The following is an 18,528-nucleotide window of genomic DNA, read 5'->3' as shown; positions in this document are numbered from 1 at the left end:
CGACAGGATCGACGCATGACGAACGCACCGATCGCCGACGCTCCGCTGACCGACGCTCTCCCGACCGACGCACCGCTGACCGACGCACCGCCGACGGACGCTGCCCCGACCGACGCACCGCTGACCGAGGCTGCCCCGACCGACGCACCGCCGGCGGACGCCCCGCTCGGCCGCAGCGCCGCCTTCCACGTCCTGACCACCGGCTACGTGGGCTCCACCGGACCCGGGGTGGCCGCCACCGTCTCCTACGTCACGGACGCCGGACGGCACGTGGTCTTCGACCCGGGCATGGTCGCGAGCCAGGACGACATCCTCGGCCCGCTGGCCGCGCTGGGACTCGGCCCCGAGGACATCACCGATGTGGTGCTCAGCCACCACCACCCCGACAACACCATGAACGTGGGCCTCTTCGGCCGGGCCCGGGTGCACGACCACCGGGTCGAGTACCGGGGCCACCGGTGGACGAACCGGGACGCCGAGGGGTACGAGCTGACCCCGTCCCTGCGGCTGATCCGCACGCCCGGGCACAGCGCCGAGGACATCACGCTGCTGGCCGGGACGGCGGAGGGCGTGGTCGCGTTCGCCGGCGACCTGTGGTGGCACGCGGCCGGTCCGGCGGAGGACCCGGTGGCTCCGGACCGCGAGCTCCTGCGGGCCTCCCGGCTCCGGGTGCTGGCCGTCGCGGACCTCATCGTGCCCGGTCACGGCGCTCCCTTCCGCGGCGACGGGTCCACCCCCCGGTAGCGCGGGCCGCACGGTGGGCGCCCGACGGCGGACGGGAGCCGGGCCGGGGCCGGCCGTGGCCGGGCGGGGACCGGGCCGACCGCGGACAGGGACTGGGCCGAATGTATGTATCGCTCTCTTGACTGGCGTCACCGAAGCGCGATACTTGCCTCACTCCCGCTCGCCCGATGAGGTGGCCCACCCATGGAGCTCTCGCCCTCCGCGCACGTGGACACGTTCTGTCGCGACAACCTGCCACCCTTCGAGGAGTGGCCCGAATTCCTCTTCGACCTACCGGAGTTGGCCTATCCGGACCGATTGAACTGCGCACACGAGCTGCTCGACGCGACGATCGAGCGGTTCGGCCCGGACCGGCGCTGCCTGGTCACGCCGGACGGCGAGTGGTCGTACGGCGAACTGCGCGGGCACGCCGACGCGGTGGCCCGGCTGCTGACCGGGCCGCTGGGTCTGGTGCCCGGCAACAGGGTCCTGCTACGGGGGCCCAACGCGCCCTGGCTGGTGGCCTGTTGGCTCGGGGTGCTGAAGGCCGGCGGGGTGGTGGTGACCACCATGCCGTTACTGCGGGCGGCCGAGCTGACCGCCCTGCACGAGGTCGCGGCGCCGGTACTGGCCCTCTGCGACCACCGGTTCCTCGCCGAGCTGGAGCAGGCCACGACACCCGGGCTGACCGTGGTGCCGTACGGCGGCACCGGGCCCGAGGACCTCCTCGCGCGCTGCGCCGCGACGGCCGGCGCGTCCACCGGCGACCCGGCCACCGCCGTACCGTTCACCGCCGTACCGACCGCCGCCGACGACGTCGCGCTGATCGCCTTCACCTCCGGCACCACCGGACGGCCCAAGGCCACCCTGCACTTCCACCGCGACGTGCTCGCCAACGCCGACACCTTCTCGCGCCACCTGCTGCGCCCCACCGCCGAGGACCTCTTCGCCGGCACCCCGCCGCTCGCCTTCACCTTCGGGCTCGGCGGCCTGGTGGTCTTCCCGCTGCGGGCCGGCGCGGCCACCCTGCTGCTGGAGCAGGCCACACCCGAGCAACTGGCCGAGCACGTCCACCGGCACGGGGTCGACGTGCTGTTCACCGCGCCGACGGCCTACCGGGCGATCCTGGCCGCCGGGCTGGCCGACCGGCTCGCCGGGGTGCGGCGGTGCGTCTCGGCCGGCGAGCACCTGCCGGCCGCCGTCTGGGAGGCGTTCCGCGAGGCCACCGGGCAGCGGCTGATCGACGGCATCGGGGCCACCGAGCTGCTGCACGTGTTCATCTCCGCCGCCGACGACGACATCCGCCCCGGCTCGACCGGCCGTCCCGTCCCCGGCTACCGGGCCGCGATACTGGACGAGCAGGGCCGGCCGGTGCCGGACGGCCAGCCCGGACGGCTCGCCGTCAAGGGCCCCACCGGCTGCCGCTACCTGCGCGACGACCGCCAGCACGAGTACGTGCGCGGCGGCTGGAACCTCACCGGGGACACCTATGTGCGCGACCCGGAGGGGTACTTCTGGTACCGGGCGCGCAACGACGACATGATCGTCTCCTCCGGCTACAACATCGCCGGGCCCGAGGTGGAGCAGGTGCTCGCCGACCACCCCGACGTCGCCGACTGCGCCGTGGTCGGCGCGCCGGACGAGCGGCGCGGCACCGTGGTCAAGGCCTATGTGGTGCTGCGCGCGGGCGTCACCGCCGGGCCCGACACCGTCCGGGCGCTCCAGGAGCACGTCAAACAGGCCATCGCGCCCTACAAGTACCCGCGCGCGGTCGAGTTCGTCGACGCGCTGCCGCGCACCGCGACCGGGAAGCTGGCCCGGGCCGAGCTGCGCCGCCGGGCCGCGCCCGAGCCGACGCCCGTGACGACGGCGGCGGCCGGTCCGCAGCCCGCCAGCGTGACCGTCGAACGGCGGGTCGAGTGGTCGGACACCGACGCCGCCGGGCACTACCACTTCTCGGCCGTACAGCGCTGGGCCGAGGCCGCCGAGGCGACGCTGCTGCGCCGACTGGGCCTGGACGGGCTGTTCGGCCGGATCCCCCGGGTGCACTTCGAGGCCGACTACCGCGAACGGCTGTGGTTCGGCGACCTGGTCCGGGTCGAGCTGCGGGTCGAGCGGATCGGCGGCTCCTCGCTGCACTACGCCTTCGAGGTGCACGGCCCGAACGGCCCGGCCGCCGGCGGACGGATGTCGGTGGTGCACGCCACGCCGCACGCCAAGGGCACCGAGCCCTGGCCGGAGCCGGTGCGCCGGGCGCTGTCCGGGGCCGGACGGCAGGAACCGGAGGCGATCCGGTGACCGGGAACGGGACCGGCCCGACGAGTGGGGCCGCCCGCCGGGTGGCGGTGATCGGCGGCGGTCCGGGCGGGCTCTACTTCGCCGCGCTGGCCCGGCAGCTGGCACCGGAGCGCGAGATCACCGTCTTCGAACGGGACGGCCGCGAGGACGAGTTCGGCTTCGGGGTGGTGTTCTCCGACGAGACGCTGGACGGAATCGCCCAGGCCGACCCGGCCGTGTTCGCCGCGATGGGCGCCGAGTTCGCGCGCTGGAGCGACATCGACGTCCGGTACGCCGGGCAGGTGCGCACCAGCGGCGGGCACGGCTTCGCGGCGCTGGACCGCAACCGGCTGCGCGCGATCCTGCAACGGCGGTGCGACGAGCTGGCGGTGGACGTCCGCTACCGCACACCCGCGCCGCCGGTCGGGCAACTCGCCGAGGAGTACGACCTGGTGGTCGCCGCCGACGGCATCCACTCGGCGACCCGCGCGGCGTACACCGCCACCTTCCGGCCGGAGCTGGACGAGCGGCACGCCCGCTACATGTGGCTCGCCACCGACAAGGTCTTCGACGCCTTCACCTTCCTCGTCGAGCGCTTCGACTTCGGGGTGCTCCAGGTGCACGCCTACCCGTACAGCGCCGAACGGTCGACGTTCATCGTCGAGATCGCCGAGGACGCCTGGCGCCGCGGCGGCTTCGAGGCCCTGGCCGACCGGGAGTTCGCGCGCGGCGAGAGCGACGGGGAGAGCGTGCGGCGCTGCGCGGAGCTGCTCGCGCCGCACCTGGAGGGGCACCGGCTGATCCCCAACGCCTCCCGCTGGATCCGCTTCACCACGGTGCGCAACGCCACCTGGCGGCACCGGAACGTGGTGCTGCTCGGCGACGCCGCGCACTCGGCGCACTTCTCGATCGGCTCGGGCACCAAGCTCGCCCTGGAGGACGCCCTCGCCCTGGCCGCGAGCCTGGACGAACAGCCCACCGTGGAGCAGGCGTTGGCGGCCTACGAGGCGGAACGGCGGCCGGTGGTGGAATCCACCCAGCGGGCGGCGCAGGCCAGTCTGGAGTGGTTCGAGACGATCGAGCGGCGGACCGGGCAGGACGCCGACCGGTTCGCGTTCAATCTGCTCACCCGCAGCCGCCGGGTCACCTACGGGAACCTCCGGGCCCGCGACCCCGGGTTCGTCGCGGCCGTGGAGACGGCGTTCGCGGGCGGCGCCGATCCGGCCGGGGCGGCGGCGGTGCCGCCCATGTTCCGGCCGCTCAAGCTGGCCGCGCTGGAGCTGCGCAACCGGGTGGTGGTACCGCCGCTGGCCACCTTCACCTCCCCCGAGGCGCTGCCCAGCGCCTTCGACCGGGCCCAGCTGACCGCCCACGCGCTCGGCGGCGCCGGGCTGGTGATCGCCGGGATGACGGCGGTCACCCCGGAGGGCCGGGCCACCGACCACTGCCCCGGACTGTGGAACGACCGACAGGAGGCGGCCTGGCGCGAACTCGTCGCCGGCATCGGGGCGGTGAGCGACACCCCGCTCGGGATCCAGCTCACCCACGCCGGGCGGCGGGCCGCCACCTCGGTGCCCGGACCGGACGGGATCGGCCGCCCCCTGGGCGCGGACGGCTGGCCGCTGCTGGCCGCCTCACCGCTGCCCTGGGACGCCGACAGTCCTCGGCCGCACGAGGCCAACCAGATCGAACTGGCCGCCGTGGTGGCGGACTTCGCCGCCGCCGCCGAGCGCGCGGCCCGGATCGGCTTCGAGGTGCTGGAGCTCCAGTTCGGCCACGGCCACCTGCTCTCCGGCTTCCTGTCGCCGCTCACCAACCGGCGCACCGACCGCTACGGCGGCCCGCTCGACCGGCGGTTGCGGCTGCCGCTGGAGGTGCTGGCGGCGGTCCGCGCGGTCTGGCCGGCCGGACGGCCGCTGCTGGTGCGGATCTCGGCGAGCGACTGGGCGCCGGGAGGCACCAGCGAGGCGGAGGCCGTCGCGATCTGCCGGGCCCTCGGGGACGGCGGGGCGGACGCGGTGGACGTCTCCACCGGTGAGGTCGTGGCACACCAGCGCCCGCCGTACGGGCGCGGCTACCAGACGCCGTTCGCCGAGCTGGTGCGCGCGGCCACCGGTCTGCCCACCGTCGCGGTCGGTGCGATCTCCGGGCACGACGACGCCAACTCGGTGCTGCTGGCCGGGCGGGCCGACCTGGTCGCGGTCGGCCGGGCCCAGTTGCACGACCCGTTGTGGACCCTGCATGCCGCCGCCGAGCAGGGGTACACCGGTCCTGGCGCGCGCTGGCCCGGGCCGTGGGCGGCGGGCAGCCGGCGCCCGCCCGGGCCGGGCTCCGACCGGGTGGCACCGAGGCTGCGGCTGGTGCGCGAGCCCGAGCCGCCGGTGCACCGCCGCTGGCGGCCCGGCGCCGCCGACGGCACCGATGACACCGCCCGCACCGCCCGCACCGCCCGCACCGCCCGCACCGAGGAGGAACGATGACCGAGCCGATCGCCGCCGCGCTGCGGCGACCGCGCTTCACCGCGGCCGCCGTACAGGCCTCGCCCGTCTTCCTGGACCCCGCCGCCACCGTGGCCAAGGCGGTCGCCCTGATCCACGAGGCGGCCGAGCACGGGGCCACCCTGGTGGTCTTCCCCGAGGTGTTCGTCCCCGGCTACCCGTACTGGAACTGGACCATGAACCCGGTCCAGGGCTCCCCCTGGTACGAGCGCCTCTACCGCGCCTCGGTGGACGTGCCGGGCCCGTACGTCGACGCCCTGCGCGCCGCCGCCCGCCGGGCCGGCGTGGTACTGGTGATCGGCGTCAACGAGCGCGGCCGGCACAGCCTCGGGGTGCTGTACAACACCGTGCTGGTCATCGACGCCGACGGCGAACTGCTGAGCGTGCACCGCAAACTGGTCCCCACCTGGGCCGAGAAGCTGACCTGGACCCCGGGCGACGGCAGCACACTGCGGGTGCACGACACCGCCGTCGGCCCGCTCGGCGCGCTGGCCTGCGGCGAGAACACCAATCCGCTGGCCCGGTTCACCCTCCTGGCCCAGGGCGAACTCGTCCACGCGGCCTGCTACATCGCGCTGCCGGTCGCCCCCGAGGACTACGACATGGCGGAGGCGATCGCCCTGCGCGCCGCCGCCCACTGCTTCGAGGGCAAGGTCTTCACCGTGGTCTCCTGCTCCACGATCTCCCCGGAGATCGTCGACGCCATCGCCGGCGAGGACCAGCAGCTCCGCAAGCAACTCTCCCGCCCGCGCAGCGCGTTGTCCGGGATCTTCGGACCCGACGGACGCGCGGTGACCGAGCCGCTGGTGGACGAGGAGGGGATCGTGTACGCCGAGATCGACCTCGGCGACTGCGTCCGGCCCAAGCAGATGCACGACATCGTCGGCCACTACAACCGCTTCGACGTCTTCCGGCTGCACGTCGACAACCGCCCGCTGCAGCCGCTGACCTTTCCCGAACCGCTCCCGAAGGAGGAGGAATGACCGACTACGACGACGACCGGATCGGCCGCGCCCGGGTCGCCGACAATGCCGAACTCGCCGCCTACTACGAAGAGCTGGCCAAGGTCGACGCGGGCGCGCTGTGGACCGTGGCGAACGAGATCGAGCCCTGGTACCCGCAGCCGAAGTCGGTGCCGGTGCTCTGGCGCTACGCCGACCTGCGCCCGCTGGTCCGCAAGGCGCTGCCCCTGGTCAGGGCCGACGACGCCGGCCGCCGGGTGGTCATGCTGGTCAACCCGGGCCGCCGCGAACTCAGCGCCGCCGTCGGCCTGCTGTACACCGGCCTGCAGATCATGGGCCCCGGCGAGGCGATGACCGCGCACCGCCACCAGGCCTCCGCGCTGCGCTTCGTGCACGAGGGCACCGGCGCCTGGACGATCGTCGACGGCCAGAAGCTCAAGGTCGGCCCGCGGGACTTCGCGATCACCCCCAACGGCGCCTGGCACGAGCACGGGAACGAGTCCGAGGACGCCCCCGTGATCTGGCAGGACGGCCTGGACATCCCGCTGGTCAACATGCTCGACGCCAACTTCTACGAGGTGCACCCCGAGCTGTACCAGCGGCCCGGAACGGTGGCCAACTCCTCGCTGCTCAGCTACAGCGGCAACCTGCTGCCGTACGGCGTCGAGAAGTGGACCCGGCCGTACTCGCCGCTGCTCGGCTGGCCCTGGGAGCCCAGCTACCACGCGCTCACCCGGCTCGCCCGCGCCACCGAGGGCTCGCCCTGGGACGGGGTGATCATGGAGTACACCAACCCGGTCACCGGTGGCTCGGTGATGCCGACCATGGGCGCCCATCTGCAGCTGCTTCGCCCCGGCCAGGCCACCCGGGCCCACCGGCACACCGGTTCGGTGGTCTACACGGCCGCCAAGGGGCGGGGCGTCTCGGTGGTCGCCGGGCACCGCTTCACCTGGCAGCAGGGCGACATCTTCGTGGTGCCGTCCTGGGCCTGGCACGAGCACGCGAACCTCGACCCCGGCGAGGACGCCTGCCTGTTCTCCTTCAACGACTTCCCGGTGATGCACTCGCTCGGCCTGTACCGCGAGGAGCCCTACCCGGAGCACGACGGGCACCAGCCCACCACCACCCCGTGACCAGGAGCGCACACCCATGCGGCTGTTGACCTACTGCACCCCCGGCGACGACACCCCCCGCCCCGGCGCCCTGCTCGCCGGGGACCGGGTCGCCGACCTGTCCGCCCTCGCCGCCGTTTCCGGTGTCCGGCTGCCGCCCGACCTGCTGGGCCTGGTCGCGGCCGGCGCACCGGCCCTGGCCGCCGTCCGCGAACTGCTCACCGGCACAACGGGCGAGGGGCCCCTGGTCCGCCCGCTCGCCGAGGTGGTGCTGCGCGCCCCGCTGCGGCCCGGCAAGATCGTCGGCGTCGGGCTCAACTACGTCGAGCACGTCGCCGAGTCGCACCGCACCCTCGACACCGAGCGCGAACTGCCCGACCGGCCGGTGCTGTTCAGCAAGCCCTCGACCGCCGTCACCGGCCCCGGCCAGCCGATCCTGCACAACGCCGAGCTCACCGAGCAGCTCGACTGGGAGTGCGAACTCGCCGTCGTCATCGGCACTCCCGCCTTCCGGGTCACCGAGACCGACGCCCTCCGGCACGTCTTCGGCTACAGCATCGTCAACGACATCAGCGCCCGCGACCAGCGCCGCTCCGGCCAGTGGTTCTTCTCCAAGGGCCAGGACAGCTACGCGCCGTTCGGCCCGGTCGTGGTGACCGCCGACGAGATCCCCGACCCGCAGCGGCTCGACCTGTCCCTGCGGGTCAACGGCGAACTGCGGCAGGACTCCAACACCCGCCACATGCTGTTCGGCATCGCCCGGCTGATCGCCGACATCTCCTCCGGCGTCACCCTGGAACCCGGCGACGTCATCGCCACCGGCTCGCCGTCCGGCGTCGGCGCCGGGATGGTGCCCCCGCAGTTCCTCCGGCCCGGCGACCTGGTCGAGGCCACCATCGAGGGCATCGGCACCCTCGCCAACCCCGTGGTCGACGCCCGCTGACCGGCCGCCCACCCCCGCAGAGGAGCCCGCCCCGATGACCACCAGCTACCGGATAGGCCAGATCGTCCCGAGCTCCAACGTCACCATGGAGACCGAGGTCCCCGCCCTGCTGCGGGCCCGCGAGCGGGTCGCGCCCGAGCGCTTCACCTTCCACTCCAGCCGGATGCGGATGACCCGGGTCACCCCCGAGCAACTGCGCGCCATGGACGCCGAGTCCGACCGGTGCGCCGCCGAACTCGCGGACGCCCGGGTCGATGTGCTCGGCTACGCCTGCCTGGTCGCCGTGATGGCCACCGGTCCCGGCTACCACCGGGAGGCCGAGCAGCGGCTGCACCGGCGCACCGTCGAGAACGGCGCCGCCGCGCCCGTGGTCACCAGCGCCGGCGCGCTGGTGACCGGGCTGCACACGCTCGGCGCCCGCAAGGTCGCCGTCGTCACCCCCTACCTGCGCCCGCTGGCCCGCACCGTGGTCGACTACCTCGGCCACGAGGGCATCGAGGTGGTGGACTTCGCGGCCCTGGAGATCGCCGACAACCTCGACGTCGCCGCCCACGACCCGGCGAAGCTGCCGGACATCGCGGCCGGCCTCGCGCACAGCCGGGCCGACGCGGTGGTGCTGTCCGCCTGTGTGCAGATGCCCTCGCTGTCGGCGATCGAGGAGGCCGAGCAGCGGCTCGGCAAACCGGTCGTCTCGGCGGCCGTCTGCACCGCCCACCAGCTGCTGCGCGCCCTCGGCCTGCCGGCCTTCGCCCCCGGCGCCGGCCACCTGCTCTCCGGGGCGTTCGCGGAGTCCTGAACCCGGCCCGGGCCGAACCTGTCCCGGCCCGAACCTGTCCCGGCCCGAACCGCCCCCGCCGGGAGCCACCGCTATGATCACCACGAGCCGTCGGGAGGAGATCCGGATGACCGAGAGCACGCCCCGGCCGAGCTCGCTGATCCACACCGTCTACGGCGAGTTCGTCCGCCGTCTCGGCGGCTGGATATCCATCGCCGACCTGATCGCCCTGATGGCCGAGCTGGACGTCGACGCACCCGCCGTCCGCTCGGCCATCTCCCGTCTCAAGAAGGCCGGCACCCTGCTCCAGGAGCGCGGCGACGGGTCCGGCACCGGCTACCGCCTCTCCCCCGCGATGGGCCCGGTGTTCGAGGAGGGGGACCGCCGGATCTTCCGCAGCCTGGAGCCCGCCGAACTCTCCGACGGCTGGGTGGTGGCCGTCTTCTCCGTCCCCGAGTCCGAACGCGCCCACCGCCACACCCTGCGTTCCCGGCTCAGCTGGCTCGGCTTCGGCAACGCCGCCCCCGGCGTCTGGCTGGCGCCCGCCCGGGTCCTGCCCGACGCCCGGCGCCTGCTCGAACGCCTCGGCCTGGACGCGTACGTCCACCTCTTCCTCTCCGCCGAGTACGCCGGATTCACCGATCTGCGCACCGCCGTCGCCGCCTGGTGGGACTTCCCCGCCATCGAGGGCCAGTACGCCGCGTTCACCGACACCTGGCGGCCCGTGCTCGCCGCCCGCGGGAGCGACCCCGGCCCCGACCCGGCCGAGGCGTTCCGCGACTACGTCCCGATGCTCACCCAGTGGCGGCGGCTGCCCTACCTGGACCCCGGGCTGCCCGCCCCGCTGCTGCCGCCCGACTGGAACGCCGTCGCCGCCCGGGCCGTCTTCACCGGGCTCCACACGCTGCTCGCCGGGCCGAGCCTGCGCCACGTCGAAGAGGTCACCGGGCTGGTGACCGCCGCCCACCACCAGGAGCCGTGATGACCCAGCAGCCCGACCGGCCCCAGCCCCCTCGGCCCCCCGCCGACCTGCTGGTGCGCGCGGCCGCCGTGCACACCCTCGTCCCCGGCGAGCCGCCGCGGCGCGCCGTCGCCGTCACCGGCGACCGGATCACCGCCCTGGCCGCCGACCCGCACGGCCTGGACGGGCTGATCGGCCCCGCCACCGAGGTCGTCGACGCGCCCGGGGCGACCGTGCTGCCCGCCTTCGACGACACCCACACCCATCTGATCCTGGCCGGACACAGCGTGCACGGCGTGCCCGTCCACCGCGCCACCGACCTCGCCGGGTTCCTCGCCCTGGTCCGCGCACGTGCCGCCACTACCCCCGCCGGAGACTGGATCACCACCACCGTCAACTGGCAGGAGCTCAACCTCGCCGAGCAGCGGATGCCCACCACCGAGGAGCTGGACACCGCCACCGACCGCCACCCGGTCCTGGTCCGCCGCGGCGCCTACAACATGGTGCTCAACTCGGCCGCGCTGCGGCTCGCCGGCATCACCGCCGCCACCCCCGAGCCGACCGGCGGCGTGATCGAGCGCGACGCCGAGGGCCGCCTCACCGGCCGCCTGATCAACAAGGCGATCGAGCTCGCCGAACGCGTCCTGCCCCGGCCCGGCCTCGCCGAGCGGATCGACGGACTGCGCGCCGCCTCCGCCGCCTACGCCGCCACCGGGATCGGCACCGTCCGCGACTGCCTGGTCCCGGTCGAGGACCTCGACGTGCTGCGCGCCGCCCGCGCCGAGGGCGCCCTCGCCGTCCGGGTCCGGGCGCTGGTCTCCGGCTTCGCCGTCCGCACCCTCGAGGAGGTGGACGCCCTGCTGGACCGCGTCGACGCCTGGCGGGCCGCCGGTCACGAGGACGACCGGCTCTCGGTCTGGGGGGTCAAGTTCGGCATCGACGGCGGCTTCGAGGCCGGCGCCCTGGAGGAGCCCTACCAGGGGCAGCCCTGCTACCACGGCCGACTGCTGTGGGAACCGAAGGAGCTGGCCGACGCCGTGGACCGGGTGGTCGGGCGCGGACTGCGGGTCGGCGTGCACGCCTGGGGCGACCGGGGCCTGCGCACCCTGCTGGACGTCTTCGAGGAGGTGCTCGCGCGCCGCCCCGGACTGCCCGCCGGCACCCTGGTCGTGGAGCACGGCGGCCTCGCCCGGGCCGAACAGCGGGCCCGGGCCGTCGCCCTGCGCGTCCCGGTGACCGTGCAGCACCCGCTGCTGCACGACGGCGCCCCCACCCAGCAGCGGGCCTGGGGCGAGGAGCGCACCCGCGCGCTGTTCCCGCTGCGCGAATGGCTCGACGAGGGCGCGCTGCTGGCCGCCGGTTCGGACTTCCCGGTCGGCCCGTACGGCGCGATGCTGTCCGTCTGGGGCATGACCACCCGCCGCACGGTGGCCGGGGTGGTCGGGCCCGAGCACGCGATCGGGCGGTCCGAGGCGATCGCCCTGCACACCTCGGCGGCGGCCCGGCTGACCGGGGAGAGCACGGACCGGGGCGCCCTGCGGCCCGGCGCGTTCGCCGATCTGACCCTGTGGCCGACCGACCCGCTGAGCTGCCCGGTCGAGGAGCTGCGGGAGCTGCTGCCCGACCGCACGGTGGTCGGCGGGCGCACGGTGCACCGGCACTGAGCTGTCGTCAGTTTGGTTCGGTGCGAACGGGGTTGTCGAGCGGTCGCACCTCCTGGAGCAGGCCCCAGGTGAAGTCCGCCGTGAGGGCGTGCGTCCCACCGTCGGCGTCCGGCGCGGTGAAGTCCAGCCGGAAGCGGTTCGGCGCGCTGCCCTCGCGCGGCACGGCGGGCGGGAACGCCCCGCCCAGATCGGCCACCACGCAGCTCCACGGCCGCAGGTCGGCGAGCGTGCGGAGCACCGGCGGCGGGGTGTCCGCGGCCCGCACCAGCCAGGCGTTCAGCACCGGCGCGCCCGCCCCTGCGGGACCGGACAGGACCTCGAACCGCAACCCGGGCCAGAGCGGCAGCGCCCACTGCCGGGCGGAGCAGGCGAGGTCGCCGATGCGGCGTTCGACCACCGCCTCGGGCGGTCCGAGCACGGCCGTGTACCGCCGTCCGCCGCCCGGGAAGCCCGGCGCCCTGAGCATCGCCTGCCAGCGCTTGTTCGCCTCCCGCATCCCCGCCCGGGTCTCCCCGAGCCCGCGGACCGCGTCCTCGACCAACTCCGGTCGGAAGTCCGCCATCCGGCGCAGCAGGACCAACTGGAACTCCGTCACCCCGAACCCGTGCACCCCGGCAGGCTACCGGGCGGGCCGCCCCGGACCGGCCGGACACGACCGCACGGCGCGTGCCGCACGGTCAGCCGGTGTCTGCGGCGGACGACCGGTCAGCCGGTCAGCCGGTCAGCCGGTGTCGGCGGCGGACGACCGGTCAGCCGGTCAGCCGGTCAGCCGGTCAGCCGGTGTCGGACGACCGGTCAGCCGCCGTCGCCGCCGCCGGTCGGGTAGGGCGCGAAGGTGCTGCTGTGCTCGTCCACGGCCAGCGGGCGGCCGATCGGCGGGGCGGAGCGCTGCGGGCAGGCGGCGCGTTCGCAGACCTTGCAGCCGAGGCCGATCGGCGTGGCCGAGGCCTCGTCGGTGAGATCGAGACCGGCCGAGTACACCAGCCGTGAGGCGTGCCGCAGTTCGCAGCCGAGGCCGAGGGCGAAGGTCTTGCCGGGCCGCCCCCAGCCGCCGGGCGAACGGGTGACGGCGCGGGCGGTCCACAGATAGCGGCGGCCGTCCGGCATCGCGGCCACCTGGACGTGCACCCGGCCCGGGGCGGCGAAGGTCTCGTAGACGTTCCACAGCGGGCAGGTGCCGCCCGTGCGGGAGAAGTGGAAGTCGGTGGCGGACTGCCGCTTGGAGACGTTGCCCGCCCGGTCGACCCGGACGAAGGAGAACGGCACCCCGCGCAGTCCCGGCCGCTGCAGGGTGCTGAGCCGGTGGCACACCGTCTCGTGGCCGACCGAGAAGTGGTCGGCGAGGTGCTCCAGGTCGTAGCGGGACGTCTCCGCCTCGCCGTGGAACACCCGGTAGGGCAGCACCAGCGCGGCCGCGAAGTAGTTCGCCAGCCCGATCCGGGTGAGCGCGTGCGCCGGGGCACCCTCCGGGCCGTCCTGCGCGGCGAGTTCGCCGAGCAGCGCGTCGTGTTCGAGGTAACCGAGCTGGGTGGCGAGCCGGAAGGCCTGCTGGCCCGGCCGCAGCCGGGGCGAGAGGTGGAGGGTGCGGCCGACCGGGTCGAAGTGGTGCAGCCGGTCGTCCTTCCCGCCCGTCCCGGTGCTCACCCGGACGGAGTGCGCCTCGGCCAGCCGGTCGGTCAGCGCGGTCCGCACCCGGCCCCGGCGGACCCCGATCCGCGCCGCCAACTCCTCCGCCGCCCGGTCGAGTTCGTCGACGTAGTTGGCCCGCCGGTAGAAGAACTCGCGGACCTGCTCGTGCGGATTGCGGGCCTCGGTCAGGCCCGCGGCCGGGCCCCGGTCCTCGGCCAGGACGGCGAGCTGCTCGGCGGCGGTGCGGCGGCGGCGGTCCACGTCGAGCAGCAGGGCGGCCACGGCGGGCAGCCGCTGGGCCAGTTCGGCGAGGTCCCCGGCGGTGATCCGCCCGGCGGCGACCTCCTCGCCCAGGGAGTCGCGCAGTTCGGCGGTGAGCCGGGCGGTGTCGGGCGGGGCGAAGTAGCCGGCCTCCACGCCGAACGCCTCCGTGAGCCGCAGCAGGACCGGGACGGTCAGCGGGCGGGCGTCGTGCTCCAGCTGGTTGAGGTAGCTGGGCGAGAGGTCGAGCAGCCGGGCGAGCGCGGCCTGGCTGAGGCCGCGCTCCTCGCGCAGCCGGCGCAGCCGCGCCCCGGCGAAGGTCCTGCCCATGTGTCCCGGCCTCCCTGGTCGACGGGCGCCCACCCTAACCGTTCGGGCCCGCCCCGGCCTTCGCAGCCTTCGCCGATTCGCCGTTCCGGCTTCGCAGAACTTGGCACCCGTCCAGCGGTGACGGCACCCCCGTCGGCCTGCCAGAGTCGTACCGCGGCCGGGCCCCGAACCCGGACGGCGCCAACCACCGGACGGACGTCGGGTGTTGGCACCCGTCCGCGGCGGATCCACGTCCCGCGGTGTCGCACCGCCCGCCCGGTACCCCGGCCGCGCCCGCCCTCCTGGTGGCGGGCATCACATCCTTCGCAACACATCTCTTCGCAGCGCGTCCTTCACAGCACATCTCTTCGCAGCACGTCCCTTCGCAGCACGCCCTTCACAGCACACAGCAACGAGCCCGGGAGCGGATCACCATGACCCAGTCGGTACGGCAGCAGCAGCAGCGGCAGGCGGCGGAACTGGCCGCCCGGTGGGCGTCCGACCCGCGCTGGGCGGGCATCGAGCGCAGCTACACGGCGGCGGACGTGGTCCGGCTCGCCGGGTCGGTCCGCGAGGAGCACACCCTCGCCCGGCGCGGCGCCCAGCGCCTGTGGCAGCAGCTGCACGAGCAGGACTACGTCCACGCCCTCGGCGCGCTCACCGGCGGCCAGGCCGTCCAGATGGTGAAGGCCGGTCTGCGGGCGATCTACCTGTCCGGCTGGCAGGTCGCGGCCGACGCCAACCAGGCCGGGCAGACCTACCCCGACCAGAGCCTCTACCCCGCCAACTCGGTCCCGCAGGTGGTGCGCCGGATCAACAACGCACTGCTGCGCGCCGACCAGATCGACGCCGCCGAGGGCACCGACGGCGGCCCGGACTGGCTGGTGCCGATCGTCGCCGACGCGGAGGCCGGCTTCGGCGGCCCGCTGAACGCCTTCGAGCTGACCAAGGCCATGATCGCGGCCGGTGCGGCGGGCATCCACTACGAGGACCAGTTGGCCTCGGAGAAGAAGTGCGGCCACCTCGGCGGCAAGGTGCTCGTCCCGACCGCGCAGCACATCCGCACCCTCAACTCCGCCCGGCTCGCGGCCGACATCGCCGATGTGCCGACCCTGATCGTCGCCCGCACCGACGCGCTGGCGGCCAACCTGCTCACCACCGACGTGGACGAGCGCGACGCCCGCTTCTGCACCGGCGAGCGCACCGCCGAGGGCTTCTACCGGGTCGAGCCGGGCATGGCCCCGGTGATTTCCCGCGGCCTCGCCTTCGCCCCGTACGCGGACCTGATCTGGGTGGAGACCGGCACCCCGGACCTCGCCCAGGCCCGGGAGTTCGCCGAGGCGATCAAGGCCGAGCACCCGGACAAGATGCTCGCCTACAACTGCTCGCCGTCCTTCAACTGGAAGGCCGCGCTGGACGACGACCAGATCGCCAAGTTCCAGAGGGAGTTGGGGGCGATGGGCTACCGGTTCCAGTTCATCACGCTGGCCGGCTTCCACGCGCTCAACCACTCGATGTTCCAGCTGGCGCGCGGCTACGCCGAGCACGGCATGACCGCCTATGTCGACCTCCAGGAGGCCGAGTTCGCGGCCGTGCCGGACGGCTACACCGCCGTCAAGCACCAGCGCGAGGTCGGCACCGGCTACTTCGACCAGGTGAGCACCGCGCTCAACCCCCACGCGGAGACGCTCGCCCTGACCGGCTCCACCGAGGCCGAGCAGTTCCACTGAGACCGGGCACTCCCCCGGTCCGTCCCACCGAACCAGCCCGGTGGTCCCGTCGGGGACGGGCCCACCGTCCACCCCGCCGCCCGGCCCCCGTTGAGGGACGGGGCCCGGGCGGCCCCCCGACCGCCTCCAGGAGAACCGGATGAGCCTGCCCACCCGCATCGAGGTCCTCGGCGCCCCCGAGGACCGCTTCGAGGAGGTCCTCACCCCCGAGGCCCTCGCCTTCGTCGCCCGCCTGCACCTCCCCTTCGCCGCCCGCCGCACCGCGCTGCTCGCCGAACGGCGGCGCCGGGCCGACGCCCTCGCCGCCGGCGGCACCCTGGACTTCCTGCCCGAGACCCGCGCCGTCCGGGAGGACGACAGCTGGCGGGTGGCCGGGGCCGGACCGGGCCTGCACGACCGGCGGGTGGAGATCACCGGCCCCCCGGAGCGCCGGATGGCCGTCAACGCGCTCAACTCCGGTGCCAGGGTGTGGCTCGCCGACTTCGAGGACGCCACCTCCCCCACCTGGCACAACCTCGTGTCCGGCCAGCTCAACCTGATCGACGCGATCGAGCGCCGGATCGACGACACCACGGCCGGGGGCAAGCGGTACTTCGTCGGGAACGACCCGGCCACCATCGTCGTCCGCCCCCGCGGCTGGCACCTCGACGAGCACCACCTGCTGATCGACGGCCGCCCGGCGATCGGCGCCCTGGTCGACTTCGGCCTCTACCTGTTCCACTGCGGCCGGCCGCAGATCGAGGCCGGCTCCGGCCCCTACTTCTACCTCCCCAAGCTGGAGAACCACCTCGAAGCCCGGCTCTGGAACGACGTGTTCACCGTCGCCCAGGCCGAGTTGGGCATCCCGCACGGCACGATCCGCGCCACCGTACTGATCGAGACCATCACCGCCGCCTTCGAGATGGACGAGATCCTCCACGAGCTGCGCGAGCACGCCGCCGGCCTCAACGCGGGCCGCTGGGACTACCTGTTCAGCCTGATCAAGAACTTCGCCCAGCACGGGCCGCGGTTCGTGCTGCCGGACCGCGCCTCCCTCACCATGACCCAGCCGTTCATGCGCGCCTACACCGACCTGCTGGTGCGCACCTGCCACCGGCGCGGCGCCCACGCCATCGGCGGCATGGCCGCGGCGATCCCGCAGCGCGACCCGGACGCCAACGAGGCGGCGCTCACCCGGGTCCGCGCCGACAAGGAACGCGAGGCCGGGGACGGCTTCGACGGCTCCTGGGTCGCGCACCCGGGACTGGTCGGCACCTGCCGCACCGCCTTCGACGCCGTGCTCGGCGACCGGCCGCACCAGCTCGACCGGGGCCGGGAGGACGTCGAGGTCACCGCCGCCGACCTGCTCGGCGTCCACCGGCTCTCCGTCGGCCTGCCCTCCGAACAGGGCCTGCGCGCCAACGTCGCCGTCGCCCTGCGCTACCTCACCGCCTGGCTCGGCGGCACCGGCGCCGTCGCCGTGTTCGGCCTGATGGAGGACGTCGCCACCGCCGAGATCGCCCGCTGCCAGCTCTGGCAGTGGCAGCACCACTGCACCCGGCTCACCGGCGGCTCGCTCGCCACCCCGGACCTCGTCCGGCGGCTGATCGACCGGGAACGGGCCACCCTGCTCGCCGAGGGCACCGACCCGGCGCTGCTGGACGACGCGACCCGGATCCTGGTCGACACGGCCCTCGGCGCCGAACTGCCCGCGTTCCTCACCACCGAGGCGTACGCCCGCCACCTCGTCCGCACGACCGCACCGGCCCTGTGACACCACCCCCGGAAAGGCACGCCATGAACGACATCCGACGGGTCGCCGTCGTCGGCGCCGGACAGATGGGCGCCGGCATCGCCGAGGTCTTCGCCCGCGCCGGCCTGGACACCATCGTCTGCGAACACGGCTCCGCCGCCCTGCGCGCCGCCCGCGCCCGCATCGACCGCTCCCTGCACCGCGCCGTCGAGCGGGGCCGGATCGACGAGCAGCAGCGCACCGACGCCTGGGCGCACCTGCTGTTCGCCGACGACCTCGAAGCCCTCGCCGACCGCCAACTCGTGGTCGAGGCCGTCGTCGAGGACGAGCGCGTCAAGACCGACGTGCTCGGCGCCCTGGACAAGGTGCTCGCCGCCGACGACGCCGTCCTCGCCACCAACACCTCCGCCATCCCCGTCACCCGCCTCGGCACCGCCACCGGCCGGGCGGCCAACGTCCTCGGCCTGCACTTCTTCAACCCCGCCCCGGTCATGCCCCTGGTCGAACTCGTCTCCTCCCTGCACACCGACCCGACCGTCCTCAACCGCGTGGAGACCTTCGCCCACGACGTCCTCGGCAAGCAGGTCATCCGCTCCCGCGACCGCGCCGGCTTCGTCGTCAACGCCCTCCTGATCCCCTACCTGCTCTCCGCGATCCGCCTCGCCGAAGCCGGCCACGCCACCGCCCAGGACATCGACACCGGCATGGTCCACGGCTGCGCCCACCCCATGGGCCCGCTCCAACTCGCCGACCTCATCGGCCTCGACACCGTCCAGGCCATCGCGAAGTCCATGTACGAGGAGTACAAGGAACCGCTGTACGCCGCCCCGCCGCTGCTCACCCGCATGGTCGAAGCGGGCCTCCTGGGCCGCAAGACCGGCCGGGGCTTCCACCCGCACCGGTCGAGCTGACGGTTCCTCGCCCGTCGGGGCGAGGAACCGTCCCCATCGGT

Annotated in this window: 14 protein-coding genes and 1 pseudogene; 13 read left to right on the top strand and 2 right to left on the bottom strand. The window is 74.4% G+C overall.

Annotation, left to right across the window (positions count from 1 at the left end; all coding sequences use genetic code 11):
* Positions 1 to 15: 15 nt before the first annotated feature.
* The 10 genes and pseudogenes from ACW14Y_RS35525 to ACW14Y_RS35480 all read left to right on the top strand — a co-directional run bounded on the left by ACW14Y_RS35525 (position 16) and on the right by ACW14Y_RS35480 (position 11,915).
* Entirely contained in the window at positions 16 to 744 is a 729-nt protein-coding gene (locus ACW14Y_RS35525) for an MBL fold metallo-hydrolase (protein ID WP_380303392.1), read from the top strand.
* Positions 745 to 927: 183 nt separating this feature from the next.
* A pseudogene (locus ACW14Y_RS35520) lies at positions 928 to 2,568 on the top strand (AMP-binding protein); the annotation flags it as partial.
* Positions 2,569 to 2,583: 15 nt separating this feature from the next.
* Positions 2,584 to 3,021 (top strand): acyl-CoA thioesterase, encoded by a 438-nt coding sequence (locus ACW14Y_RS35515; RefSeq protein ID WP_380303444.1) that lies wholly within the window; start codon positions 2,584 to 2,586, stop codon positions 3,019 to 3,021.
* A complete protein-coding gene (locus tag ACW14Y_RS35510) occupies positions 3,018 to 5,480 on the top strand; it encodes an oxidoreductase (RefSeq protein ID WP_456984799.1) in 2,463 nt (820 codons plus the stop codon). The genes ACW14Y_RS35515 and ACW14Y_RS35510 overlap by 4 nt, the downstream gene beginning before the upstream one ends.
* Positions 5,477 to 6,481 carry a carbon-nitrogen hydrolase family protein gene (locus ACW14Y_RS35505; RefSeq protein WP_380303388.1) on the top strand — a complete coding sequence of 335 codons (1,005 nt, stop codon included), beginning with the start codon at positions 5,477 to 5,479 and terminating at the stop codon, positions 6,479 to 6,481. The genes ACW14Y_RS35510 and ACW14Y_RS35505 overlap by 4 nt, the downstream gene beginning before the upstream one ends.
* Positions 6,478 to 7,593, top strand: coding sequence for a cupin domain-containing protein (locus ACW14Y_RS35500; protein WP_456984798.1), 1,116 nt, complete (start codon positions 6,478 to 6,480; stop codon positions 7,591 to 7,593). The genes ACW14Y_RS35505 and ACW14Y_RS35500 overlap by 4 nt, the downstream gene beginning before the upstream one ends.
* A 16-nt stretch (positions 7,594 to 7,609) precedes the next feature.
* On the top strand, positions 7,610 to 8,515 hold the full coding sequence (locus ACW14Y_RS35495; RefSeq protein ID WP_456984797.1) for a fumarylacetoacetate hydrolase family protein: 906 nt from the start codon (positions 7,610 to 7,612) through the stop codon (positions 8,513 to 8,515).
* 34 nt (positions 8,516 to 8,549) lie between these two features.
* Entirely contained in the window at positions 8,550 to 9,311 is a 762-nt protein-coding gene (locus ACW14Y_RS35490; RefSeq protein ID WP_340635584.1) for a maleate cis-trans isomerase family protein, read from the top strand.
* Positions 9,312 to 9,417: 106 nt separating this feature from the next.
* On the top strand, positions 9,418 to 10,272 hold the full coding sequence (locus ACW14Y_RS35485) for a PaaX family transcriptional regulator (RefSeq protein ID WP_380303382.1): 855 nt from the start codon (positions 9,418 to 9,420) through the stop codon (positions 10,270 to 10,272).
* Positions 10,272 to 11,915, top strand: coding sequence for an amidohydrolase (locus ACW14Y_RS35480; RefSeq protein ID WP_456984796.1), 1,644 nt, complete (start codon positions 10,272 to 10,274; stop codon positions 11,913 to 11,915). The genes ACW14Y_RS35485 and ACW14Y_RS35480 overlap by 1 nt, the downstream gene beginning before the upstream one ends.
* A gap of 7 nt (positions 11,916 to 11,922) precedes the next feature.
* On the opposite strand, the gene ACW14Y_RS35475 is transcribed toward ACW14Y_RS35480, so the two are convergent.
* Together ACW14Y_RS35475 and ACW14Y_RS35470 are read right to left on the bottom strand one after the other, a co-directional pair.
* Positions 11,923 to 12,477 (bottom strand): hypothetical protein, encoded by a 555-nt coding sequence (locus ACW14Y_RS35475; RefSeq protein ID WP_456988341.1) that lies wholly within the window; start codon positions 12,475 to 12,477, stop codon positions 11,923 to 11,925.
* Positions 12,478 to 12,710: 233 nt separating this feature from the next.
* Positions 12,711 to 14,135 (bottom strand): short-chain fatty acyl-CoA regulator family protein, encoded by a 1,425-nt coding sequence (locus ACW14Y_RS35470; RefSeq protein ID WP_380303378.1) that lies wholly within the window; start codon positions 14,133 to 14,135, stop codon positions 12,711 to 12,713.
* Between the two features lie 413 nt (positions 14,136 to 14,548).
* On the opposite strand from ACW14Y_RS35470, the gene aceA reads away from it, so the two are divergent.
* The 3 genes from aceA to ACW14Y_RS35455 all read left to right on the top strand — a co-directional run bounded on the left by aceA (position 14,549) and on the right by ACW14Y_RS35455 (position 18,487).
* Positions 14,549 to 15,844, top strand: a complete 1,296-nt coding sequence (gene aceA / locus ACW14Y_RS35465; protein WP_456984795.1) for an isocitrate lyase — start codon at positions 14,549 to 14,551, stop codon at positions 15,842 to 15,844.
* A gap of 139 nt (positions 15,845 to 15,983) precedes the next feature.
* The gene (aceB, locus tag ACW14Y_RS35460) at positions 15,984 to 17,597 is read left to right on the top strand and encodes a malate synthase A (protein ID WP_456984794.1); all 1,614 of its coding nucleotides are present in this window, start codon (positions 15,984 to 15,986) and stop codon (positions 17,595 to 17,597) included.
* A 23-nt stretch (positions 17,598 to 17,620) separates the two neighbouring features.
* Positions 17,621 to 18,487 carry a 3-hydroxybutyryl-CoA dehydrogenase gene (locus ACW14Y_RS35455; protein WP_380388493.1) on the top strand — a complete coding sequence of 289 codons (867 nt, stop codon included), beginning with the start codon at positions 17,621 to 17,623 and terminating at the stop codon, positions 18,485 to 18,487.
* The last annotated feature ends 41 nt before the right edge of the window (positions 18,488 to 18,528 follow it).

The sequence above is a fragment of the Kitasatospora sp. cg17-2 genome (assembly GCF_054031055.1).
Note: the sequence above shows the minus strand (reverse complement) of the source record. Positions and strands in the feature narration are given on the sequence as shown.